Origin of the sequence: Blautia sp. RTP21359st1_E11_RTP21359_211015 (genome assembly GCF_040910705.1) — a bacterium.
GTDB classification, from domain to species: Bacteria; Bacillota; Clostridia; order Lachnospirales; family Lachnospiraceae; genus Blautia_A; species Blautia_A fusiformis.
Window position 1 is genome coordinate 70,582 of the sequence record NZ_JBDGAB010000002.1, and the last position, 23,591, is coordinate 94,172.

Annotated in this window: 17 protein-coding genes and 7 tRNA genes; 18 read left to right on the plus strand and 6 right to left on the minus strand. The window is 46.8% G+C overall.

All coding sequences use genetic code 11. The features are described from left to right. Nucleotide 1 precedes the first annotated feature (1 nt). Nucleotides 2–2,545 carry an HD domain-containing phosphohydrolase gene (locus tag AB5026_RS01100; protein WP_114002197.1) on the plus strand — a complete coding sequence of 848 codons (2,544 nt, stop codon included), beginning with the start codon at nt 2–4 and terminating at the stop codon, nt 2,543–2,545. A 68-nt stretch (nt 2,546–2,613) separates the two neighbouring features. Here the strand turns inward: AB5026_RS01100 and AB5026_RS01105 are convergent, their stop codons facing one another. Further along, entirely contained in the window at nt 2,614–3,387 is a 774-nt protein-coding gene (locus AB5026_RS01105; protein WP_022426526.1) for a hypothetical protein, read from the minus strand. A gap of 262 nt (nt 3,388–3,649) precedes the next feature. Here AB5026_RS01105 and AB5026_RS01110 point away from each other — a divergent pair. The 7 genes from AB5026_RS01110 to AB5026_RS01140 all read left to right on the plus strand — a co-directional run bounded on the left by AB5026_RS01110 (nt 3,650) and on the right by AB5026_RS01140 (nt 4,305). Continuing rightward, nucleotides 3,650–3,724: transfer RNA gene (locus tag AB5026_RS01110), tRNA-Pro, on the plus strand. 27 nt (nt 3,725–3,751) lie between these two features. Next, nucleotides 3,752–3,822, plus strand: a tRNA-Gly gene (locus AB5026_RS01115). An 18-nt stretch (nt 3,823–3,840) separates the two neighbouring features. Beyond that, nucleotides 3,841–3,914, plus strand: a tRNA-Arg gene (locus AB5026_RS01120). 5 nt (nt 3,915–3,919) lie between these two features. Beyond that, nucleotides 3,920–3,993, plus strand: a tRNA-His gene (locus AB5026_RS01125). A gap of 10 nt (nt 3,994–4,003) precedes the next feature. Continuing rightward, a tRNA-Gln gene (locus AB5026_RS01130) sits at nt 4,004–4,075 on the plus strand. A gap of 10 nt (nt 4,076–4,085) precedes the next feature. After that, nucleotides 4,086–4,158: transfer RNA gene (locus AB5026_RS01135), tRNA-Lys, on the plus strand. Between the two features lie 67 nt (nt 4,159–4,225). Beyond that, a tRNA-Leu gene (locus AB5026_RS01140) sits at nt 4,226–4,305 on the plus strand. Nucleotides 4,306–4,436: 131 nt separating this feature from the next. Here AB5026_RS01140 and AB5026_RS01145 read toward each other — a convergent pair. The 3 genes from AB5026_RS01145 to AB5026_RS01155 all read right to left on the minus strand — a co-directional run bounded on the left by AB5026_RS01145 (nt 4,437) and on the right by AB5026_RS01155 (nt 9,280). Further along, nucleotides 4,437–5,483, minus strand: a complete 1,047-nt coding sequence (locus AB5026_RS01145; protein WP_118608102.1) for a transglutaminase domain-containing protein — start codon at nt 5,481–5,483, stop codon at nt 4,437–4,439. 147 nt (nt 5,484–5,630) lie between these two features. Beyond that, nucleotides 5,631–7,517: an ABC transporter ATP-binding protein gene (locus AB5026_RS01150; protein WP_173746207.1), complete on the minus strand. Its 1,887-nt coding sequence runs from the start codon at nt 7,515–7,517 to the stop codon at nt 5,631–5,633. An 11-nt stretch (nt 7,518–7,528) separates the two neighbouring features. Next, nucleotides 7,529–9,280 (minus strand): ABC transporter ATP-binding protein, encoded by a 1,752-nt coding sequence (locus AB5026_RS01155; RefSeq protein WP_173746199.1) that lies wholly within the window; start codon nt 9,278–9,280, stop codon nt 7,529–7,531. Between the two features lie 262 nt (nt 9,281–9,542). Between AB5026_RS01155 and AB5026_RS01160 the strand changes: the two genes are divergently transcribed. Further along, nucleotides 9,543–9,932 (plus strand): metal-dependent transcriptional regulator, encoded by a 390-nt coding sequence (locus AB5026_RS01160; protein ID WP_021650299.1) that lies wholly within the window; start codon nt 9,543–9,545, stop codon nt 9,930–9,932. A gap of 54 nt (nt 9,933–9,986) precedes the next feature. On the opposite strand, the gene AB5026_RS01165 is transcribed toward AB5026_RS01160, so the two are convergent. Continuing rightward, on the minus strand, nt 9,987–10,940 hold the full coding sequence (locus AB5026_RS01165) for a DMT family transporter (protein WP_178818334.1): 954 nt from the start codon (nt 10,938–10,940) through the stop codon (nt 9,987–9,989). A 124-nt stretch (nt 10,941–11,064) separates the two neighbouring features. Further along, nucleotides 11,065–12,297, minus strand: a complete 1,233-nt coding sequence (locus tag AB5026_RS01170; protein ID WP_015526007.1) for an argininosuccinate synthase — start codon at nt 12,295–12,297, stop codon at nt 11,065–11,067. 528 nt (nt 12,298–12,825) lie between these two features. Between AB5026_RS01170 and argC the strand changes: the two genes are divergently transcribed. The 9 genes from argC (at nt 12,826) to feoB (ending at nt 23,578) form a co-directional block, all read left to right on the plus strand. Beyond that, nucleotides 12,826–13,866 (plus strand): N-acetyl-gamma-glutamyl-phosphate reductase, encoded by a 1,041-nt coding sequence (gene argC, locus AB5026_RS01175; protein WP_015526006.1) that lies wholly within the window; start codon nt 12,826–12,828, stop codon nt 13,864–13,866. A 101-nt stretch (nt 13,867–13,967) separates the two neighbouring features. Then, nucleotides 13,968–15,191: a bifunctional glutamate N-acetyltransferase/amino-acid acetyltransferase ArgJ gene (gene argJ / locus AB5026_RS01180; protein WP_368212608.1), complete on the plus strand. Its 1,224-nt coding sequence runs from the start codon at nt 13,968–13,970 to the stop codon at nt 15,189–15,191. A gap of 475 nt (nt 15,192–15,666) precedes the next feature. Continuing rightward, nucleotides 15,667–16,563: an acetylglutamate kinase gene (gene argB / locus AB5026_RS01185; protein ID WP_022426393.1), complete on the plus strand. Its 897-nt coding sequence runs from the start codon at nt 15,667–15,669 to the stop codon at nt 16,561–16,563. After that, nucleotides 16,556–17,740, plus strand: a complete 1,185-nt coding sequence (locus AB5026_RS01190) for an aspartate aminotransferase family protein (RefSeq protein WP_349045369.1) — start codon at nt 16,556–16,558, stop codon at nt 17,738–17,740. The genes argB and AB5026_RS01190 overlap by 8 nt, the downstream gene beginning before the upstream one ends. A gap of 300 nt (nt 17,741–18,040) precedes the next feature. Next, nucleotides 18,041–19,480, plus strand: coding sequence for a sodium:proton antiporter (locus AB5026_RS01195; RefSeq protein WP_118608100.1), 1,440 nt, complete (start codon nt 18,041–18,043; stop codon nt 19,478–19,480). 15 nt (nt 19,481–19,495) lie between these two features. Further along, entirely contained in the window at nt 19,496–20,500 is a 1,005-nt protein-coding gene (locus AB5026_RS01200) for an AAA family ATPase (protein ID WP_022426396.1), read from the plus strand. A 301-nt stretch (nt 20,501–20,801) separates the two neighbouring features. Next, nucleotides 20,802–21,014, plus strand: a complete 213-nt coding sequence (locus AB5026_RS01205; protein WP_015525999.1) for a FeoA family protein — start codon at nt 20,802–20,804, stop codon at nt 21,012–21,014. Nucleotides 21,015–21,117: 103 nt separating this feature from the next. Beyond that, nucleotides 21,118–21,336, plus strand: coding sequence for a ferrous iron transport protein A (locus tag AB5026_RS01210; RefSeq protein WP_015525998.1), 219 nt, complete (start codon nt 21,118–21,120; stop codon nt 21,334–21,336). Between the two features lie 58 nt (nt 21,337–21,394). Continuing rightward, complete coding sequence (feoB, locus tag AB5026_RS01215) at nt 21,395–23,578, plus strand: ferrous iron transport protein B (protein WP_368212609.1); 2,184 nt, start codon at nt 21,395–21,397, stop codon at nt 23,576–23,578. The last annotated feature ends 13 nt before the right edge of the window (nt 23,579–23,591 follow it).

The window sequence follows — 23,591 nt, forward strand, 5'->3', positions numbered from 1 at the left end:
TATGGAAAGCTATATATCATTTTCAATCATTTCAGTTTTTTTCTATACATTTATGATACTGACTCTTCTGGCTGGTAAGCGCAGCCGGATCATCAACAGTTTCATGTGTGTGCTGGGAGGAATGCTCTGCTGGACGTTGGGCTCTTTTCTGATGCGTATGGAGGCAGGACCCTCTTACATCCTGTGGTATTATGTGTCTCTGGCCGGAATCCTGTTTCTGCCATATTTTTACTATGTGTTCATCAGTGAATTCATGGGAGTGCGTATGGGCAGAAAAAGCAAGATCCCATTGCTTTTGATGCTGCTGCTTTTTGCAATCAACATCCCGGGCGGGATCATCCTGCGCTGGCCGGATCTGATCCGTAAAAACGGTGGTGCGCATTTTGTTTATAAGATCACACCCTGGTTCCTTCTGTTCTTTGTGGTGGCAGGAATCACCATTATTCAGATCTTTATCACCATGTACCGCGGATGCCGGAGACATCCCGGATACCGCAAACAGATCGAACCGATCCTTGTGGGGATACTGATCATTTTTGTGGGAAACCTTGCGCTGGCAGTGCCGGTATTTTCCGGATTCCCCATCGATATTGTCAGCGGTCTGATCAATGCTGTCCTGATGCTTTATGCACTGACCAGAAGACGGCTGTTCCAGATGCGCCGTCTTGCGTCAGATGGGGTTTGCTTTGGTGTGGGCGTGGTCCTGACGGTAGTACTGTTTATCAATCTTTCACCGTACCTGATGAGTTATATCCGAATGCTGCTCCCTGCAGCCAGTGAGTATCATGTGCTGATCTTTTCTTTCGTTTTTCTTATATCTGCATGGCTGGTCACAGTGCTGTGGAAATGTCTGATGAACAATGTTTTTATCAAAAAAGAGATCCAGCAGTCTCAGGAGCTGAAAGATTTTAGCCAGTCAGTATCCAGGACACTCCGGGTAGGAGAGATCCTGCGCAATACGGTAAATGTGTTGAAGGAAACTACCAATGCAGGACGGATCTATATTTGTCTGAGAGACAAAAAATCAGGGGAATATCAGGCTGTTTACAGCAACCGTCCGTTGAACGATCTGACCTTTTCACTGAAAGCGGATAATCCGGTGGTCACCTGGCTTACCAGAAATGAGGACTGTGTGGTGATCCGGGATTTTCGTTCTTCCACAGCCTACAAATCCATGTGGGAGTCGGAAAAACATATGTTTTCAGAGCTGGGTATCGAATACTGTGCAGGTCTTCGCCAGAATGATGATCTGGCCGGGATTATTGCGATTTCCGGTGACGGACACAGAAATCTGAACCATAATGATCTGGCCATGCTGTCTTCGGTCAGTTCGGTAGCTTCCATTGCCATCAAAAATGCCAGACTTTATGAGGCGGCATGGACTGAGGCAAGGACCGATGAACTGACGGGCCTTCTGAACCGGAAATATTTTTATGAGATCCTGGATGAGGAATACGAAAAAAATAAAGAGGGTTCGCTTGCACTGATCCTGTTCAATATTGATGATTTCAAGCTGTACAATCAGCTGTACGGAAATCAGCAGGGAGATGTTGCACTTCGAAAGGTGGCAGATATCATCCAGGCAAGTGTGGGAGAACAGGGATATGTGGCACGTCACAGTGCCAAGGAATTTGCGGTCCTGATGCCAAATTACGATATTTTTTCCGCCAGAAATCTGGCAGAATCCATACAGAAGCAGATCCTGCATATGCGCAACGATTCTGCAGACTACAAGCTGAAGATCCTTACGGTAAGCGTGGGGATCAGTGCGGCGCCTTATGCGGCACGCTCAGCAAAGGAGCTCTTGGATAATGCGGACCTGGCAGTATATCATGTAAAGCGCAGCGGTAAAAATGGCATCGAGATTTTTGACACCATGCTGAAGGAAAGCCTGGATGAAGAAAATGCGGGTAAGAAATCCGATCATGAACATATTTATCAGTCCTATGAATCCACGATCTATGCGCTGACTGCAGCCATTGATACCAAAGATCATTATACCTTCGGACATTCCAACAATGTGGCTTATTACGCAACAAGTCTTGCGAAGGCGCTGAACTATACAACGGAAATGGTGGAGATCATCCGTCAGGCGGCGCTTCTTCATGATGTTGGAAAGATCGGGATCCCGGAGCATATCCTGAACAAGGAAGGCAAGCTTACGGATGAAGAGTATGAGATCATGAAAGGTCATGTGGAGGCGTCCATCGGGATCATCCGTCACCTTCCGTCGCTGGATTATGTTATCCCTGCGGTTATCGGTCATCACGAACGTTATGACGGAAACGGCTATCCAAGGAGGATCGCGGGAGAAGATATCCCGGCATCTGCAAGGATCCTCTGCATCGCAGATTCCTTTGATGCCATGACATCCAAACGTTGTTATAAGGAACTGATGCCAGTGGAAAAAGCTCTTCGGATCATAAGAGAAGAGGAAGGAAAACAGTTCGATCCGGATATGGCGGAGGTATTTATCCACATATTTCGGGAAGGAAAGATCCATCTGGCAGAACCGGCGGAGCTGAAACGGGAAGAAAAAGCATAAAGAATATTAAGATTACGGGTCTGACAAGCTATGTCAGACCCGTTTTTGTGAAGAATATGAAGAAAACTTTATTTATCATCTCCAGTAAGGCGAAGTACATCCCGGATCTCATCCACATTCATATCCAGGATCACGGCAAGCTCATCAATGGTGAATTTGGTGGCGTCATCATCGTCTGTGAGTTCTTTAACCGCAGCCTCCAGGTTTTCTACCTTGGATACCAGATAGTCGTCACGGAATTTCTGTTGTGTCTGTTCCTCAATGGCATGAAGGATCCCACTGCGGATACGACCACGCATCCAGGCATCGTTTTTCTCCTGTGGGTCAGTCTCTTTGAGAGACGCCAGAAGGGCCAGATTTGCCTCCTGAATGAGATCGGCCAGGTGGATTTCCTCACAGTTCAGTTCAGCGGCCATCTGGGCTGCCTGAGCCATGTAGAACTGTGTCAGTGCACCTTCAGCAGCAGTGTCACCCTTTGCAAAGGCCTGAAAGAGGGACGCAAGATCATCCGGATCAAGTCCTTCCGGGGAAAAGCTTTCCATATAGTCACTGAGATAAGCCTGTTCCTCGGCAGTAAGAGCAGCACGGGTACCCGGAAGCTCTTCTTTGTCGCTGGATTCGGATGAAACAGCATCTGCTCTGGCAGCACCGGTGCCTTCATCGGCGCCTTCGATGGTGATCCCTTTTAATTTGAGATACTGCAGGATCTTTACAAGCTGTGAAGTGCTCAGATCCGATTCATCGAAATGGTCACGGATCTGCTGCTGGGAGAGCTGCTTATTGTTTTCCTCAGCGATGGCACAGATGTCATTAAGCTTCTGCTGAAATAATTTTATATCCATGTAAAAACATCTCCTTATTATTTGCTTTTTTTCTTGACTTTAATTATGGTTTCATGATACCATAAGCCAGTCGCAAATGACAAGAAAACCTTTAAATAGGCGGAAAAAACGTGAAAAAAAGTTTTTTTAAAAAAATTCAAAAAAGGTGTTGACATTTGTAGATTGCTATAATATAATATCACTTGTCGTCAGGCAGGAAACGAAAACGAAACACAAACGAAGACGACAACAACTTAATAAAAACCATAAGTAAATGGTACATCGGGGTGTGGCTCAGCTTGGCTAGAGCGCCTGGTTTGGGACCAGGAGGCCGCAGGTTCGAATCCTGTCACCCCGACTGCTGTAAACTTATTACCGCAAGCATGCGGGTGTAGTTCAATGGTAGAACACCAGCCTTCCAAGCTGGATACGTGGGTTCGATTCCCATCACCCGCTTCTCTGAGAAGAGAGTATGTGTCTGTAGCTCAGCTGGATAGAGCAACGGCCTTCTAAGCCGTGGGTCGGGGGTTCGAATCCCTTCAGGCACGTTGTGGTGGGTATAGCGCAGTTGGTTAGCGCGCCAGATTGTGGCTCTGGAGGCCCAGGGTTCGAATCCCTGTATCCACCCTTCGCCCATTGGGCTATCGCCAAGCGGTAAGGCACAGCACTTTGACTGCTGCATTCGCTGGTTCGAATCCAGCTAGCCCAGTCCTTTTTATGGGGTATTAGCTCAGTCGGTAGAGCACTTGACTTTTAATCAAGTTGTCCGGGGTTCGAATCCCCGATGCCTCATTAGCGGAAAGCATTTGCTTTCCGTTATTTTTTTATCATCAGACAGGATGAAAATATAATTGAATATGCGGATATGGCGGAATTGGCAGACGCGCTGGTTTTAGGTACCAGTGGGCAACCGTGCAGGTTCAAGTCCTGTTATCCGCAGTGCTTAAGAGGCTTTCTATAAATCTGATTTATGGAAAGTCTTTTAATTTTTAGAATTATATTCACAGAAAAATGCCACATATGCATAATGATATGTGGCATTTTGACTCTATCGAATTTCTTAAATGACGTTACAGTTTCTCCCCTTCATTCACTTCCTCAATAAACACCTTCCCTTCCGCCTGCTGTTCCGCAAAATGAAATCGCAGTACAGCCTGAGGCCAGTTGAGTGTGATGATGGCTTTTTTGTCCCGTGTCTTTCCTGCGGCCTGGATCTGATCTACAAGGTCTGCGAGGACTTCACGGGTGAGATATCCGCCTCGCCAGTGGAAGGTGAATTCGCGGCCTTTTTTTGCGGCCTGGAGGGCACGTTTGTATACGTCTTCCAATTTGGTGAAGGATAGCTTTTTCTCACGGTAATAAAAGTGGTTTCCATCCGGGCAGGGAGGTGCCGGAGCGATCAGTGGTTCATGGTCACGAAAGATGTTTTTGTCATCCAGATTAAAATAATCGTAACGGATACTGGTTGAGCCGTCTTCGTTTTTGCCCAGAGTATTATCGAAGGTGGCATCCAGATGATAGTACTGTCCGTTGATCCGGACGATGTTCCAGGTATGACGGTATTTGATCCCTTTTTCCGGATTGTTCCCACAGATGGCGATAATACACCATACACCAAGGGCATCACAGAGAACCTTTACGGATTTGGCGATTCCCTCGCAGACACCGACACCATGGCCCAGAGGCCCGATGATCTCGTGGGAATATGGCTTTTTCAGCTTGTCGTAGCGGATATTTTCGCAGATGAAGTCATGGACATATTTTTCCTTATCCCACTCGGAAAACTTCATGGCGGGGCGCACGAGCTTGTCTACGCGCGCGCCCATGGCTTTCTGATGCTCCCGGATTTTATTTTTGTCGAAGATGTATTCAGGGATCAGTATCAGATTTGGCGAGTCCTTGTAATAACGGTATTTAAACCCCACAGCCCAGAAAATCTCCGGGTGATCAAGACGAAGCTGGAAAAATACATCATAGAGCCAGTTTCCATCGGTGGTTGGTACCTGAGGGATCAGGAACTCATCAGAAAGCTCCATAAGCCCGTGAAGCATTGCACGGTACACGTTTTGTTTATCTTTCGGCATTCTGCCGTAGTAATATTCTTCAGTCTGTTTCATATATAAAAATACGGAGACTCCTTTCCGGAAAAATAGATTTCAATCAAGGATTATAGCATAAAAAAACATGCAGGACTATCAGAAAAGATACACCCTGCATGTTTTTGGTATTGAATATTTTAGATCGAAAATAACTGTGAGCCTGGATCAGCCGTTATACAGCTGATAATACCGGCCCTTCTGTGCAAGCAGTTCCTCGTGGGAACCACGCTCGATGATGCGTCCCTGCTCCAGGACCATGATGCAGTCACTGTTGCGTACTGTGGAAAGTCTGTGGGCGATCACAAAGGTCGTCCTGCCTTCCATCAGCTTATCCATACCATCCTGTACAAGCTTTTCGGTACGGGTATCAATGGAGCTGGTGGCCTCGTCCAGGATCAGGACGGGCGGGTCTGCAACGGCTGCACGGGCAATGGAGAGAAGCTGCCTCTGGCCCTGACTTAAGTTTGCACCGTTTCCGCGAAGAAGGGTATTATAACCCTGCGGAAGCCTGCGGATGAAACCGTCGGCGTTGGCAAGCTTTGCTGCTGCGATAACCTCCTCATCTGTGGCATCCAGATTTCCGTAGCGGATATTTTCCATAACGGTTGCTGTGAACAGGTTGGTATCCTGAAGAACGATGCCCATGGAGCGTCTGAGATCATCTTTTTTGATTTTGGTGATGTTGATACCGTCATAACGGATCTTACCCTTCTGAATGTCGTAAAAACGGTTCAGAAGATTGGTGATGGTGGTTTTTCCGGCGCCGGTAGAGCCTACAAAAGCGATCTTCTGGCCTGGCTGTGCATACATGTTGATGTCATGGAGAACGATTTTGTTGGAATTATAACCAAAGTCTACATCCTCCAGGACCATATCACCCTTCAGCTCGATATAATCAGTGGTACCCTCAGCTTTGTGGAAATGCTTCCATGCCCAGCGGCCGGTACGTTTGCTGGATTCGGTAAGAACACCATTTTCCTCTTTTGCATTGACGAGAGTAACGTAGCCTTCATCCACTTCCGGCTTTTCATCCAGAAGATCAAAGATACGTTTTGCACCTGCAAGAGCCATAACAATACTGTTGAACTGCTGGCTGACCTGGTTGATAGGCATGTTGAAACTCTTATTGAAGGTCAGGAAGCTGGCAAGCCCGCCAAGTGTGAAGCTGCCGATGCCGTTGATGGCAAGGATACCGCCCACCATGGCGCAGATCACATAGCTGACATTTCCAAGCTGTGCGACTACCGGCATCAGGATGTTGGCGAAACGGTTTGCATTGTCTGCGCTGGTGAAAAGCTGGTCGTTCAGTTCATCGAATTTCCGGATGCTTTCGTCCTCATGGCAGAAGACCTTGACCACCTTCTGACCCTCCATCATCTCTTCGATATAACCATTGACAATACCAAGGTTGGTCTGCTGCTCCAGGAAATATTTTCCGCTCAGGCCTGCAAGCTTCCGGCTGGCAGTCATCATAATGGCAACCATAAGCAGGGTAACTACAGTAAGCGGAACATTCAGGATCAGCATACTTACAAGAACGCTGACGATGGTGATCACACTGGAAAGCAGCTGCGGAAAGCTCTGGCTGATCATCTGGCGCAGGGTATCAATGTCGTTGGTGTAGATGGACATGATATCGCCGTGTGCGTGAGTGTCGAAATATTTGATGGGAAGCGTTTCCATCGTTGCAAACATATCGTTTCGGAGGTTACGTAAGGTTCCCTGGGAAACATTGATCATGATACGGTTATAAGTATAGGTGGCAATAACACCAATGGCGTAAAAGCATGCCACACGTGCGATGGCTGCAGCCAGAGGCCCGAAATCCGGTGTATCTGCTGAGAGAAGAGGTGTGATGTACTGGTCGATCAGGGTTTTCATGAACATGGTTCCCTGTACATTGGCAAGAACACTGACAAAAATGCAGATCACCACGATCACGATATGGATACTGTAGTTTTTAAAGATATAACGGGCAAGGCGTCCCAGAAGCTTTCCCGGCTGTTCCGGTGTTCCCATACCCTTTGGACCAGGACCGCCCGGGCCTTTCATGTTCTGTTTTTTCAAGCCGGCTCACCTCCCTCGTCAAAATCACCGGCACCGCCGGTCTGTGAATGAAATACTTCCTGATAAATGGCATTGGTCTTAAGAAGCTCCTCGTGGGTACCAAAACCGTTGATCTCCCCGTTATCCATAACGATGATCCGGTCCGCATTCTGGATGCTGGAAACACGCTGTGCGATGATCAGCTTGGTGGTATCCGGGATTTCCTCAGCAAAAGCACGGCGGATCCTTGCGTCTGTGGCAGTATCTACTGCACTGGTGGAGTCATCCAGGATCAGTATCTTCGGCTTCTTCAGAAGAGCACGGGCGATACAGAGACGCTGCTTCTGGCCTCCGGAAACATTTGAGCCGCCCTGTTCAATGAAGGTGTTGTATTTGTCCGGCATTTTTTCGATGAAATCATCGGCACAGGCAAGCTGGCATGCACGGCGGCATTCCTCCTCTGTGGCATTTTTGTCACCCCAGCGGAGATTTTCCAGAATGGTTCCTGAGAAAAGTACATTCTTCTGAAGAACAACGGAAACCTGATTTCTGAGAGATTCCAGATGGTATTTACGGACGTCGATGCCTCCTACGGAAACAGAACCATCCGTTACGTCATAAAGACGGCTGATCAGGTTGACAAGGCTGGATTTTGCACTTCCGGTACCCCCGATGATCCCTATGGTCTCGCCGGAGCGGATCGAGATATTGATATCCTTCAGAACGGGTTCCTGACTGTCTTTCTTATAGCTGAAATTTACATGATCGAAGACGATACTTCCGTCCGGGACATCTGTTACCGGATCCTCCGGATCTGTGATGTCAGCAGTATCATTGATAACTTCCGTAACACGCTCTGCGCTGGCAATACTCATTGTCACCATAACAAAAACCATGGAAAGCATCATAAGGCTCATGAGAATGTTCATGCAGTAGGTGAGAAGGCTCATAAGCTCACCGGTAGTAAGGGAGCTGCCTACGATCATTTTGGCACCGAGCCAGCTGATCCCCAGGATACAGGCATAAACGGTAAACTGCATCAGGGGCATGTTCATGACAACGATCTTCTCAGCACTTAAGAACATTTCGTATACTTTGTTGCAGGCTTTCTGGAATTTACTGATCTCGTAGCCTTCGCGGACATAGGCCTTGACCACACGCACAGCGCCGATGTTTTCCTGGACACTTGCGTTCAGATCATCGTATTTACGGAACACGGCCTGGAAGTATACAGTGGCCTTCTGCATGATAAAGATCAGACAGCCACCGAGGAAGATAACAGCGACAAGATAGATGCTTGCAAGCTTTGCATTGATAAGAAATGCCATGACCATGGCACAGATCAGACTGGCCGGTGCACGGGTACACATACGAAGGATCATCTGATAGGCGTTCTGCAGGTTGGTCACATCTGTGGTAAGACGGGTGATCAGGCCGGCAGTGCTGTATTTGTCGATGTTGGAAAAAGAAAAGGTCTGGATGTTGGTGTACATGGCTTTTCGGAGGTTTCTGGCAAAGCCTGTGGAGGCCAGTGCTCCGTATTTTCCTCCCATGACGCCGGACCAGAGTCCGCACAGGGCAAGAGCTACCATAACTGCACCCATCCGATAGATATGGCCGATATTTCCGGCTTCCACACCCTTATCAATGATGGAAGCCATGGCTAGGGGGATCAGAGTCTCAAAGAGAACTTCCAGGATCATGAAAAAAGGCGTGAGAAACGATGCCTTTTTAAACTCCCTGACCTGGGCCAGAAGGGTTTTGAGCATAAAAAATCTCCTTTCTTTACTGTTCAAAAGACAGCACTACTGGAAAGGATTCCGGGCTGCTATAGAACAGATATATTGTTCAGCTACTATTATCGGGGAAATTATTTTTAATGTCAAGATAAACATGTGCGAAATGCTTGACACAACATCCTTTAAGCGGTATATTAAAAGTTAATATTCGCCTGTAGAACAGGGAAGGAATGGGATTCAGATCCCTTTAGAGGGTCTATATAGAGTTAAATTTTTGCAGGGAGGATTTTATATGGAAATCAGACAGTCAGCGGAGGATTATCTTGAGTCAATTCTGGTTTTATCCAAAAAAGGCGGAGGAGTCCGTTCTATTGATATTGCGACCAGACTTGGTGTTTCCAAGCCAAGCGTCAGTCACGCAATGAAGCTTCTTCGTGAGGATGGTTATATTGCCATGGACCGTTACGGTACCGTGACACTTCTGGAGAAGGGGGCAGAGATCGCCAATCAGATTTATGAGCGTCACATTGTTCTTGCCAGGATGCTGGAGGGACTTGGGGTTCCGGCAGAGATCGCAATGGAGGATGCCTGCAAGATGGAGCACGACATCAGCCAGGAGAGCTTTGAGAAGATCAAGGCACATTATAATAACTTCATTAAGAAGGAAGAAACAGCAGACTAAGAAACATGCAGACAGGCAGCCGGAAGGTAAAATACCAAACCGGCTGCCTGTTTTTTATTTATTTTCTTTTTCCGGCAGCTGTGCCAGGATGATGGCTGCAAACATGATGACACATCCAAGGAGCTCTTTTATGGAAAGCTTCTGATCTAGGAGCACCCAGCCTGCAAGCACGGAGATGCAGGATTCAAGAGAAAGGATCAGAGAAGCAACGGTGGGATTCACATTTTTCTGGCCTACGACCTGCAGGGTGTAGGCAACACCGCAGGACATTACACCAGCATACAGGATCGGCAGCCAGGCAGTGAGAATGGAAGAAATCTGCGGATGTTCCAGAATAAGTGCCGGGATCATGGACAGGATCCCGCAGACAAGAAACTGGATACAGGAAAGCTTTACACCGTCTGCCTTCGGGGAAAAATAGTCAATCACCAGAATGTGCAGGGAAAAGAGAAAAGCACATACCAGCACCAGAATATCTCCGAGGCCAATGGAAAATCCGTCTGTGATGCAGAGAAGATAAAGTCCGACCAGTGCCATGACAACGGCTGCCCATATAAAGGGACTGCATTTCTTTTTCAGGAAAATTCCGATGATCGGGACGATGACAATGTAGCAGGCGGTGATGAAGCCGGCTTTTCCTACTGTTGTGTACTGGATACCAAACTGCTGGAAGCTGCTGGCAGCAAAAAGAGCAAATCCGCAGGCAATGCCGCCCAGCCACAGGTCACGGCTGTTATATGGCGTGGGGGATACAGCTTTTTCTGAAGGGGTTGATGAGGATTCCGGTATTGCGGAGTCTGTGGCAGCAGAGGATTTATTTCCGGAACGGTTCAGGATAAAGAGCACCGGAACCAGGACAGCGGCGCCGATCAGGGAACGGACGCCGTTGAAGGTGAAGGGGCCGACATATTCCATGCCGACACTCTGGGCAACAAAGGCGATTCCCCAGATCGTTGCGGCCAGAAGCAGGCAGAGAGAATTTTTCAGAGGCATTTTCTGTGAGTTCATGATAAAAAATCCTTTCGTTTATTAGGTATTATGTGATCAAAGCAGTATATAACAAAAGACCCCGGGGAACTTATATAGCTTCCCGGGGCATTCTTATGATCTGTCGGAACAATGTCCAACAAAATTAGTTCTGATTCTGGTTATTCTTAACTTCTGCAAGCTTCATGGCACGAACCTTCAGCGGCAGACCGAACAGAGTGATGAATCCGTCTGCATCATGATGATCATACATATCACCGGTTGTGAAGGAAGCAAGAGACTCATTGTAAAGGCTGTACGGAGAGGTTGTACCATTCTTGATGATGTTTCCTTTGTAAAGCTTGAATTTAACCTCACCGGTAACATATTTCTGAGTGGACTCAACAAATGCCTGGATAGCCTCACGGAGAGGTGTGTACCATTTTCCTTCGTAAACAACCTGTGCAAACTGGCTGCCAAGCTTTTTCTTGGCTTCCATTGTCTCACGGTCAAGGATCAGCTCCTCAAGCTGGTCATGTGCTGCCATCAGGATCGTTCCGCCAGGAGTTTCATAAACGCCACGGGATTTCATACCAACAACACGGTTCTCAACAATATCAACGATACCGATGCCGTTCTCACCGCCAAGCTTGTTCAGCTCTGTGATGATCTCGGAAACCTTCATTGCTTTTCCGTTGAGTGTTTTCGGAACACCCTGCTCGAATGTCATGGTGATCTCAGTTTCTTTATCCGGAGCCTTCTCAGGTGTTACACTTAATACAAGCATGTCATCATAGTTCGGAGCCTGGGATGGATCCTCAAGCTCAAGTCCCTCATGGCTGATGTGCCAGAGGTTTCTGTCACGGCTGTAGCTGTGGCTTGCATCAAATGGAAGAGTGATGCCATGAGCCTTACAGAACTCAATCTCATCTTCACGGGACTGCATGGTCCACAGATCTGTCATACGCCATGGAGCAATGATCTTGATGTCCGGAGCGAGAGCCTTGATGCCAAGTTCGAAACGGATCTGGTCATTTCCTTTACCGGTAGCACCGTGGCAGATAGCAACGGCACCCTCTTTACGTGCGATCTCAACCAGCTTCTTGGCAATGACCGGACGAGCCATGGAAGTTCCGAGAAGATAGGAATGCTCGTATACAGCACCAGCCTCTACACACGGCATGATGAAGTCATCGCAGAACTCATCGACGATATCCTCGATATATAATTTGGAAGCACCGGACATTTTTGCTCTCTCTTCAAGACCGTCCAGCTCGTTTCCCTGTCCGCAGTTTACACAGCAGCAGACAACGTCATAATCAAAGGTTTCTTTCAGCCACGGGATCAGGGCTGTGGTATCAAGACCACCGGAATACGCTAAAACAACTTTTTCTTTCATAATATATGTCCTCCTGGGATTTTTTTGATTTTGTATCGCTCCGGACATTTCCGGGACGGTGAATTTTTTTACGTTATCTGGAAAAAAATTATGCTGTTTTATAACTTTACCAGAGTGAATAAATATTCATGTACAACAAAACAAAATTTTCGGCTGTCCTGTCGACATGGCTTAATATACACCAGATTTTATAAATATGCAAGAGATAATTTGAAAAATATGAAAAAAAATTTGCATAAAAATACATCTAAAAGTAGGCGGTATTATAAGAAAATACAGGAAAAACAGAAAAGACCGTGAAAAATCAAAGAAAATGACTATTGCATAATATGCAGAGAAGATGTATAATCTATCCATTGATAAGATGGACATATGAGCTGGCAGTACAGACAGGTTTAAGATGTCCGTCTGACCTGTGCAGAAGATTCAGATATCAGAAGACATAAAAAAGAGGCATAAATAAGAATAGCAAGCGCTTCTGCAGGGTGTATAAAGCCGTAGAAAAACGGCAGAGGAGGAATGTGAAAGATGATTAAAGCAGGAATTATCGGTGCGACAGGATACGCAGGAAATGAGATCGTAAGACTTCTTCTTGGACACAAGGACGTTGAGATCAAATGGTTCGGCTCCCGAAGCTACATAGATCAGCAGTATGCAGATATTTATCAGAATTTTTTCAGGCTGGTGGATGCCAAATGTATGGATGACAACATGGCTGCACTTGCAGATGAGGTGGATGTGATCTTTACCGCAACACCACAGGGCCTTTGTGCATCCCTTATTAATGAAGAAATCCTTTCCAAATGTAAGGTGATCGACTTAAGCGCAGATTTCCGTATTAAAGATGTGAAAAAATATGAGAAGTGGTACGGAATCGAGCATAAGGCTCCGCAGTTTATCGAGGAAGCTGTTTATGGCCTCTGCGAGATTAACCGTGAGGATATTAAGAATGCAAGGCTGATCGCCAACCCGGGATGCTATCCGACATGCTCCACACTGTCTATTTATCCGCTGTTAAAGGAAGGCCTCATTGATCCGAATACCATTATCATTGATGCCAAGTCCGGAACCTCCGGAGCAGGAAGAGGAGCCAAGGTTCCGAATCTCTACTGTGAGGTAAACGAGAGCATCAAAGCTTACGGTGTTGCCACACACAGACATACACCGGAAATCGAGGATCAGCTTGGATATGCATGCGGACAGGAAGTGATGATCAACTTTACCCCGCATCTTGTTCCGATGAACCGTGGAATCCTGGTAACAGCATATGCCTCCCTGACCAAGGATGTTACCTATGAGGAAGTAAAAGCAGCCTATGACAAATATTATAAAGACGAGTTCTTTGTACGTGTCCTGAACAAGGATGTATGCCCGCAGACAAGAAATGTAGAAGGCAGCAATTTTGTGGACGTGAACTTCAAGATCGATCCGAGAACAAAGAGAGTCATCATGATGGGCGCTATCGACAACCTGGTAAAGGGTGCAGCAGGACAGGCTGTTCAGAACATGAACCTGATGTTTGGATTTGACGAGAACGAAGGACTGAAACAGATTCCGATGTGTCCGTAAAACAGGCAGATCACAAATAAAATATGGGGGATGCCGAAGGACTTTAAACGAATGAACTGCGATATTCGATCCGGCATCACCATTGAGAGGAGATATATAATATGAAGATCATCGACGGCGGCGTTACAGCCGCAAAAGGTTTTAAGGCAGCGTCAACTGCAGCAGAGATCAAATATAAAGGCCGTACCGATATGGCCATGGTATTCAGTGAGGTTCCCTGTGTGGCTGCAGGAACCTTCACGACCAATGTGGTAAAAGCAGCTCCTGTAAGATGGGATCAGGACATTGTATACAACCACCCGGGTGCAAGAGCTGTGATCTGCAACAGCGGAATCGCCAACGCATGTACCGGTGAGGAAGGATTCGGCTATTGCAGGGAAACCGCCAAGGCAGCATCCGAAAGCCTTGGGATCCCGGAAGACAGCGTACTGGTAGCATCCACAGGTGTCATCGGAATGCAGCTTCCGATCGACCGTATCGCAAACGGAGTAAAAGCCATGGCACCGAAGCTTGAGGGAAGCCGCGAGGCAGGCCTTGAGGCAGCAAAAGCCATCATGACAACAGATACCGAGAAGAAAGAGGCAGCGGTAGAGATCGAGATCGGTGGAAAAACCGTAACGGTAGGCGGTATGTGCAAGGGCTCCGGAATGATCCACCCCAACATGTGCACAATGCTTGGATTTATCACCAGTGATGTGGATATCTCAAAGGAACTTCTTCAGGAAGCACTCAGCGAGGATATCAAGGACACCTACAACATGGTATCCGTTGATGGAGATACCTCCACAAACGACACTGTCCTCCTCCTTGCAAACGGCCAGGCCGGTAATCCGAAGATCACAGAGAAAAACGCAGATTATGAAGAGTTCAAAAAAGCTCTTAACTACGTAAACACAACCCTCGCCAAAAAGATCGCAGGTGACGGAGAAGGCGCAACTGCACTCTTCGAGGTCAAGGTCATCGGCGCAGCCACCAAGGCAGAAGCCGTAACCTTAAGTAAATCCGTAGTAACCTCTTCCTTAACAAAGGCAGCCATTTACGGCCATGATGCAAACTGGGGAAGAATCCTCTGCGCCCTCGGCTACTCCGGCGTCCAGTTCGATCCGGAAAAGGTAGATCTCTACTTTGAGAGCAAAGCAGGAAAGATCAAGATCATTGAAAATGGAGTTTCTACAGGCTACAGCGAAGAGAAAGCAACTAAGATCCTCTCAGAAGAGGCAGTGACAGCCATCGCGGATATGAAGATGGGAGATGCATCCGCAACTGCGTGGGGATGCGACCTCACCTATGATTACATAAAGATCAATGCGGATTATCGTTCTTGATGTAAGAGCTTTGTAGAATGTTTTTTATGGTGGATTTTAGTTGTAGTTTTGTTTCAGTTTGTAAGCTGAGAAAACCCTTAGGGGGAGCGAGCTCAAAGTTGCGAAGCCCGCACGCTCCCCCTAAGAACCCCCTCCGTTGGGCACGCTTGGCTGTGGCATGTAGGACTTCAGTCGCCGAAGGCAGACTGACGTGCTGTTCGCCTTCGGCGAAAGCGCGTCGGAAGCGGCTGTCTGCGACAGCCTGTCCGCAGCAGGCGCTTTGCCCGCAACGCGGGCAACAGCCCGTTTCCCGTGGCCGGAGGGGAGGAGCGCGAGGAGGGGAAACGGCCTTCGGAACTCCGAGTGCCTCCCCTCCTCGCAAATCCACAGCTGTCAGCTGAGACAAAACTATAATTTATAAAGAAAAACATCTAACATACAACAATACAAAACCTTTTTCAATCCATATCATTTTTCAAAAAAAGGAGACACCCACATGGTAAATCAGAAATATCTTGACAAAGCAGAGGTTCTCATAGAAGCCCTGCCATACATCCAGCGGTTCAACCGCAAGATCGTAGTCATCAAATACGGCGGAAGCGCCATGCTTGATGAAGAATTAAAGCGTAACGTCATCAAGGACGCAGTCCTTCTGAAATTAGTCGGTTTCAAACCGATCATTGTTCACGGCGGCGGCAAGGAAATCAGTCGCTGGGTCGGTAAAGTCGGCATGGAGCCGCATTTTGTAAACGGTCTCCGTGTAACGGACAAAGACACTATGGAGATCGCAGAGATGGTTCTTGCAAAAGTAAACAAGGAGCTTGTTACTCTGGTAGAATCTCTCGGCGTACAGGCTGTAGGTGTCAGCGGTAAGGATGGCGGCCTTCTCCAGTGCAAAAAGAAGCTTTCCAAAGGCGAAGACATCGGCTACGTAGGTGAGGTTACAAAGGTTAATCCGAAGATTCTTCATGACCTTCTGGAAAGAGATTTCCTTCCGATCGTATTCCCGATCGGCTTTGATGAAAATTTTGATTCCTACAATATCAATGCGGACGATGCAGCCTGCGCCATTGCAGAGGCAGTTGAGGCAGAGAAGCTTGCCTTCCTGTCCGATATTGAGGGCGTTTACAGGGATGCAGATGATCCCTCCACTCTGATCTCCGAGCTTCGTGTAGATGAGGCTGAGAATCTGATCTCAGATGGTACTGTGGGCGGCGGTATGATCCCGAAGCTGAAAAACTGTATCGACGCTATCGAGCATGGTGTAAACAGAGTCCATATCCTGGATGGAAGGATCCCGCACAGCTTACTGCTTGAGATCTTTACAAACAAAGGTATTGGTACTGCAATTCTAAAAGATGATGGGGAGAAATATTACAATGAGCATGAATGAACAGATGGAAGAATCTGAAGCCAGTATTCTTCATACATATAACCGTTTTCCAGTAGTTTTTGAAAAAGGCGATGGCTGTTACCTCTATGATTCCGAAGGAAAGGAATATCTGGATTTTGCGGCAGGTATCGCAGTAAATGCCCTGGGCTATCATTATCCGGGCTATGACGAAGCACTGAAATCCCAGATCGACAAGCTGATGCATATTTCCAACCTGTACTACAATGAGCCGATCATTGAGGCAGGTGCCAAACTTGTACAGGCAAGCCATATGGAAAAGGCCTTCTTCACAAACAGTGGTACAGAGGCCATTGAGGGTGCTCTGAAGGCTGCCAAGAAATATGCCTACGAAAGAGATGGCCATGCAGACCATGAGATCATTGCCATGAACCATTCCTTCCACGGCCGCAGCATCGGCGCTCTTTCCGTGACAGGCAATGCACATTATAGAGAACCCTTTGAGCCTCTGATGGGTGGGGTGAAATTTGCAGATTTCAATGATCTTGAGAGTGTAAAGGCTCAGATCACAGATAAGACCTGTGCCATCATCACCGAGACCGTACAGGGAGAAGGAGGTATTTATCCGGCTACAAAAGAGTTCCTGGAAGGCTTACGTAAGCTTTGTGATGAGAAGGATATCATTCTGATCCTGGACGAGATCCAGTGCGGTATGGGACGTACCGGACATTATTTTGCATGGCAGGCATATGGAGTACAGCCGGATATCATGACCTGTGCCAAAGCACTTGGCTGTGGAGTTCCGGTAGGTGCTTTTGTGCTGAACAAAAAAGCAGCTGCAGCTTCCCTGAAGCCAGGCGACCACGGAACCACTTACGGTGGAAATCCCTTCGTATGTGCAGCAGTCAGCAAGGTATTTGACATTTTTGAAAAAGATCAGATCCTTTCCCATGTGCAGGGACTTACTCCGTATTTTGAGGAGAAGCTGGACGAACTGGTTGCAAAGCATGACTGTGCAGAAACAAGAAGAGGCAAAGGTTTCATGCAGGGTATCGTGATCAAGGGACGTCCGGTAGGAGACGTGGTGAAAAAAGCTCTTGCAAAGGGCCTTCTGGTGATCTCAGCAGGAAGTGATGTTCTCCGCCTTGTTCCTCCTCTTGTGATCACAAAAGAGGATATCGACAAGATGGCAGAGATCCTTGACGAGTGTATGGAATAATAAAAAAATAACAGATACAAAAGCAGCAGTATTTTCCGGAAAGGTTAGTGTGCCGATGGAGAATACGGCTGCTTTTTTGTCAGAGAGACAATGTATATAAATTATATAACAGATATAGAAAACAGTATCCGAAAATCTGGTCGTGTGTTTGAAAACAAACAAAAAATGCTATGACACACCGACAAAATGCACAAAAAAGAGAGAGGGTTCGAGTATAAATTGCACATCTACACAGTTGATTTTAGAACGCCATATGTTATAATTTCACTGGTAAAAAAATTTATGTGAGGGGTGAAAATTTTGAAAAAATTATTAACCGTCATGTGTACTTTTCTGACAGTATTTCTGGCATGTCCTGTGGGTGTATGGGCAGCCGGAAACGGTGGGACAGGATCTGGTGTGCCGGTGTGGCTTTGTATCCCTTTTGCGGGCCTTCTTCTGTGTGTTGCAGTGATGCCACTGGTAAAGGGTGAGTGGTGGGAGTCACATCAGCCCGTTGTGGTTGCATTCTGGATCGTTCTTATGATCATTCCGTTTGCAGTTGTTTACGGTGCCGGAAAAACTGCGGAAACAGTACTTGAGTGCGTGATCAATGACTATCTTACATTTATCATCCTGTTATTCGGACTGTTCTGTGTATCCGGTAACATTACAGTTGAGGGTGATTTTGCGGGCTCACCAAGAGTAAATGTAGGACTTCTTGCACTGGGAACCCTGCTTTCCAGCTGTATCGGAACTACCGGAGCCAGCATGCTGATGGTCCGTCCGGTGATCAAAATGAATTCCTGGAGAAAGAGAAAGGGTCATATCATGATCTTTTTCATCTTTATGGTATCCAACATGGGTGGCTGCCTGACACCGATCGGTGATCCGCCGCTTCTGATGGGCTTCATGCGAGGAGTTCCGTTTTTCTGGAGCCTTCATCTTTTTCCGGTACTGATCTTTAATATGGTAATCCTTCTGTTTGTGTTCTATCATCTGGATATGCGCTCTTACAAGAAGGATATCTCAGAGGGACGTAAACCGGATATCAGCAAACCGGGTACCGAGTTTAAGATCGAGGGTCTTCATAATATCATCTTCCTTGTGATGATCGTTGTGGGTGTTATCTTAAGCGGAATGCTTCCCGGTATGCCTGCATTTCAGGATGCGGCCGGAAATGTAAAGGGCCTTCATATTTTTGGTGAGGTTACTTTAAGCCTCCCGTCGATCATTGAGATCGTCCTGATCCTGGCAGCTGCATTTCTGTCCTTTAAAACAACAGATAAAAGGATCCGTGTGCGGAACCATTTTACCTGGGGTGCGATCAAGGAGGTTGCAGTACTTTTCATCGGTATTTTTATCACCATGCAGCCGGCCCTGATGCTTCTGAAAGCAGTAGGACCGAATCTTGGTATCACCGAGCCGTACCAGATGTTCTGGGCGACCGGAGCTTTGTCCAGCTTCCTGGATAATACACCGACCTATCTGGTATTTCTGACAACAGCGGGAACTCTCGGATTTACAAACGGAATCGCAACAACGCTGGGAACGGTTCCTGTAAAGCTTCTTTCTGCGATTTCCTGCGGTGCTGTATTTATGGGCGCCAATACATATATCGGCAATGCTCCGAACTTTATGGTCAAGACACTTTCTGACGAAAATGGTATCAACATGCCGTCCTTCTTCGGATACATGGCATGGTCCATTTGTTTCCTGGTACCGGTGTTCATCATCGATATGCTGGTATTCTTTTTATAAGGGAGGAGGATCAATATGCAGGATAATAACATTCGAGAGAAATGCAGAGAGCTTGCCACCAGGCTTTATGAACTGGATGGCGAGGTTTATGAAAGCGTAGGATCTTCCCTTGGACGTACCTTCACCGGTGACAGAGAAGGCACTATCCGGAACTTAAGTGCTCTGATGTATACCAAACCGGACGGACATCTTCTTCGAAGCGAGATGGCACTGATCAGCAACATGGCCAGGACCATCAAGGATAAAGAAGAAAAAAGCCGTCTCATGAAGAAATATGATGAGATCTTTCAGGAGATCCTGACGCTGCCGGAGACTTTTGTTGCTACGGATATCATGGATAAGGAACGTGTGGCACTGAATCATATGATCAAGCGCAGGGAAAAAATCTCTGAGAATGACCATCTGGTCATCTGTATCAGCCGTACACAGGGAAGTGCCGGTAATGATATCGGTTTCGGACTGGCAGACAAACTTCGGATCAACTATTATGATGTGGAGATCTTTGATCAGGTATTAAGGCGTCTTGAGGCGGAAAAGGGCGCGGTCAACGATGCGGAATATTTTGCGGATTTCAATAAATATGAGAAGAAGCATAAATTTGATCCCAAGGGCTGGTTCCGGGAATTCAACCGTTACCATGGTCTTCCGAAACAGGATGCGGTATTCTTTAACATGAGTGACCTGATCTGCGATCTGGCCTCAAAAGAGGACTGCATCATTATGGGAAGGTGTGCGGATGCGATCCTCAAGAACAATCACATTCCGCATATCAGTCTGTTTATCACAGCTCCTTTTGCTATCCGTGTGCAGCATGTTATGGATGTACGGAAGATGAATATGAAGCAGGCAGTCCGTTTCCTGAAGAAGATGGACAGCCAGCACAGACGGTATTACAATTTTTACGGCGGAGCTCAGTGGGGCAAGCCGGATAACTACGATCTTTGTATCAACAGTGCAAGCTACGGAATCAATGAAACGGAGAATCTGATCCTGAAGCTTTTGAATGATCAGATCCACTAAGAGATAAAAATATGAGCAGCACGGAAGAAAGAAAAAGTTCCGGAAGGGGTTTTTAGCTTAACAGGCTGCAAACAGAAAAAGAATCAGAACAGAGTTCCTGCATTCTGAGGTAACCTTCTGCCAGACAGAAATACCTCAGAATGCAGGAACTTTTTTTATATTTTGTTTATAAAAACTTAATCTTGATTAACTTTTTTCATTTAGGGGATTGACATTCGAAAAAACTTAGTATAAACTAACCTATGAGTTAGGTCTAACTAATTAGACTGAGTTAATTAATAGAAAGAAACGGAGGGATTCCATGCAGCCGATTTTATTTTTACAGTCAGGTGATACTGGCACGATCAAGCGTATTTCCGGAGCGGAGGATACAAGAAGATTTCTTGCAGGCCTTGGTTTTGTTGAGAATGCGGAAGTGACAGTTATTTCTCAGTTTGACGGCAATCTGATCGTAAATGTCAAGGATTCCAGAGTAGCAGTCAATAAGGAAATGGCCAGACACATTATGGTGTGACCGGACTGTGCGGCAGTGACCGGTAGTGGATTTGCCCCAAACTGCGGAAGGCGCAGTTGAGGATAGATTAGGAATTGGAATATGAACAGGGAGGAAAAGAGAAATGACTTTACGTGATGCAGCAGTAGGTTCTACAGTAGTTGTTTCCAAGATCACCGGCGACCCGGCTTACAAGCGTCGTATCATGGATATGGGAATCACAAAAGGCAGCGAGGTTTATATCCGAAAGGTAGCTCCTCTTGGAGATCCGGTTGAGATCACCATCAGAGGTTATGAGCTTTCCCTGCGTAAGCATGACGCAGCATGTGTGGAAGTAAAGTAAATAAGCTTCGAAAAATGACAGAGCGTCAGGCTCTGACCTGAAAAAAGGAGGATGCAAAATGTCTGTAACAATAGCTCTTGCCGGAAACCCGAACTGTGGTAAGACTACAATGTTCAATGCTCTTACAGGCGCAAACCAGTACGTTGGTAACTGGCCAGGTGTTACTGTAGAGAAAAAAGAGGGTAAGCTGAAAAACCAGAAGGATGTAACGGTAACAGACCTTCCGGGTATCTATTCACTTTCCCCGTATACACTTGAGGAGGTTGTCAGCCGTGATTACCTTCTGAAAGAGAAACCGGATGTGATCATCGATCTTGTGGATGCAACAAACATCGAGAGAAACCTGTATCTTGCAACACAGCTTCTTGAGATCGGTATCCCGGTTGTTATCGCTCTTAATATGGTGGATCTTCTGAAGAAGAACAATATCCATATCAATGTAAAAGGCTTAAGCTCCGCGCTTGGATGCCCGATCGTTGAGACCTCTGCTCTTAAGGGAACAGGTCTTAAAGAGGTTGTTGATGAGGCGATCAAATGTGCAAACCAGCACAGAGTACCATCTAAGCAGATGGAATTCCCGAAAGCAGTTGAGAAGGCTGTAAACGAGATCGAGGGACTTGTTCCTGCAAACATCGCTGAGGAGAACAAGAGATGGTATGCAGTAAAGCTTCTTGAGAGAGACAGCAAGGTAAAAGAAGGTCTGAACCTTCCGGCTTCTGCACAGTCAAGGATCGAGGAGATCGCTTCTGAGCTTGAAAAGACAGAGGATGATGATACAGAGAGTATCGTAACGGACGGAAGATATCAGTACATCCAGAAGGTTGTTTCCGCAAACGTTAAGAGAAGCGGAAATAAGATGACAGTTTCCGATAAGATCGACCGTATCGTAACAAACCGTATTCTCGGTCTTCCGATCTTTATCCTTACCATGTTTATCGTTTATTATGTATCGGTAACAACAGTTGGTACCATGGTAACAGACTGGACAAACGACAGCTTTGTGGGAGCCATCCAGGGTGTTGTATCGGATGGACTCGGCAATGCCGGCGTTGCGGACTGGCTGGTAAGCCTTGTATCAGATGGTATCATCGGTGGTCTTGGTGCAGTGCTTGGATTCGTTCCGCAGATGGCGATCCTGTTCCTGTTCCTTTCCATCCTTGAGGATTGCGGTTACATGGTTCGTATCGCGTTCGTCATGGACCGTGTATTCCGTCATTTCGGACTTTCCGGAAAGAGCTTTATCCCGCTTCTTATCTCCTCCGGCTGTGGAATCCCTGGAATCATGGCTTCCAAAACGATCGAGGCAGATAATGACCGTCGTCTGACGATCATGACAGCGACATTTATTCCATGTGGTGCCAAGCTTCCGGTTATCGCTCTTATGGGTGGTATCATGACAGCTTATGTAACCGGTGACTACGTAGCTGCTGGTTTCATCACACCACTGATGTACTTTATCGGTGTTGTAGCAGTTCTTGTATCTGCGATCATCCTGAAGAAAACAAAACCGTTCTCCGGTAAACCTGCCCCGTTCGTAATGGAGCTTCCACAGTATCACATTCCGTCTGTAAAGACAGTTCTGCTTCATGTTTGGGAGAGACTGAAAGGCTTCATCATCAAAGCCGGTACCATTCTTTTCCTTGCAACCGTTATCATGTGGATCCTTTCCAGCATTGGAAATACAGGAAGCGGAATCGGATTTGTTGAGGACAGCAACGACAGTATCATGGCTATCCTTGGCGGTATCCTTGCTCCGATCTTTGCTCCTCTTGGATTTGGCAAATGGCAGCCGGTTGCAGCCTCCATCTCCGGATTCTCCGCAAAAGAGTCCATCGTAAGTACAATGGGTGTTCTTGCAAACGTAGCTGGTGATGATGCAGAGGATACCATGATCGTTGGTGCAGCGATCAAAGCATGGTTCCCGACAGCAGTAGCAGCATTTTCTTTCCTGCTGTTCAACCTGCTTGACTCTCCGTGCCTTGCAGCTATTTCTACAATGGCACATGAGATGCAGTCCAGAAAATGGTTCTGGTTTGCAATTCTCTTCCAGAACATTTTTGCTTATGTTGTAACACTTTGTGTATACCAGATCGGTCTTGTTGTCACAGGTGCCGGTTCCTTCGGAATTGGAACGATCGTAGCGCTGATCCTTGCAGCGATCCTGCTCTTCCTTCTGTTCAGACCAGATCCGTACAAGAACCAGAACGATGTTACAAAGAGATCTGTACAGGCAGCAGAGTAATTGAAAACCGGTC

Coding starts and splice junctions, on each gene's coding strand:
- AB5026_RS01160 (WP_021650299.1), top strand. CDS start 9,543: ATGGAAATCAGACAGTCAGCGGAGGATTATCTTGAGTCAATTCTGGTT.
- argJ (WP_368212608.1), top strand. CDS start 13,968: ATGAAGATCATCGACGGCGGCGTTACAGCCGCAAAAGGTTTTAAGGCA.
- argB (WP_022426393.1), top strand. CDS start 15,667: ATGGTAAATCAGAAATATCTTGACAAAGCAGAGGTTCTCATAGAAGCC.
- AB5026_RS01100 (WP_114002197.1), top strand. CDS start 2: ATGGAAAGCTATATATCATTTTCAATCATTTCAGTTTTTTTCTATACA.
- feoB (WP_368212609.1), top strand. CDS start 21,395: ATGTCTGTAACAATAGCTCTTGCCGGAAACCCGAACTGTGGTAAGACT.
- AB5026_RS01190 (WP_349045369.1), top strand. CDS start 16,556: ATGAATGAACAGATGGAAGAATCTGAAGCCAGTATTCTTCATACATAT.
- AB5026_RS01170 (WP_015526007.1), bottom strand. CDS start 12,297: ATGAAAGAAAAAGTTGTTTTAGCGTATTCCGGTGGTCTTGATACCACA.
- AB5026_RS01150 (WP_173746207.1), bottom strand. CDS start 7,517: ATGAAAGGCCCGGGCGGTCCTGGTCCAAAGGGTATGGGAACACCGGAA.
- AB5026_RS01210 (WP_015525998.1), top strand. CDS start 21,118: ATGACTTTACGTGATGCAGCAGTAGGTTCTACAGTAGTTGTTTCCAAG.
- AB5026_RS01105 (WP_022426526.1), bottom strand. CDS start 3,387: ATGGATATAAAATTATTTCAGCAGAAGCTTAATGACATCTGTGCCATC.
- AB5026_RS01155 (WP_173746199.1), bottom strand. CDS start 9,280: ATGCTCAAAACCCTTCTGGCCCAGGTCAGGGAGTTTAAAAAGGCATCG.
- AB5026_RS01205 (WP_015525999.1), top strand. CDS start 20,802: ATGCAGCCGATTTTATTTTTACAGTCAGGTGATACTGGCACGATCAAG.
- AB5026_RS01200 (WP_022426396.1), top strand. CDS start 19,496: ATGCAGGATAATAACATTCGAGAGAAATGCAGAGAGCTTGCCACCAGG.
- argC (WP_015526006.1), top strand. CDS start 12,826: ATGATTAAAGCAGGAATTATCGGTGCGACAGGATACGCAGGAAATGAG.
- AB5026_RS01165 (WP_178818334.1), bottom strand. CDS start 10,940: ATGAACTCACAGAAAATGCCTCTGAAAAATTCTCTCTGCCTGCTTCTG.
- AB5026_RS01145 (WP_118608102.1), bottom strand. CDS start 5,483: ATGAAACAGACTGAAGAATATTACTACGGCAGAATGCCGAAAGATAAA.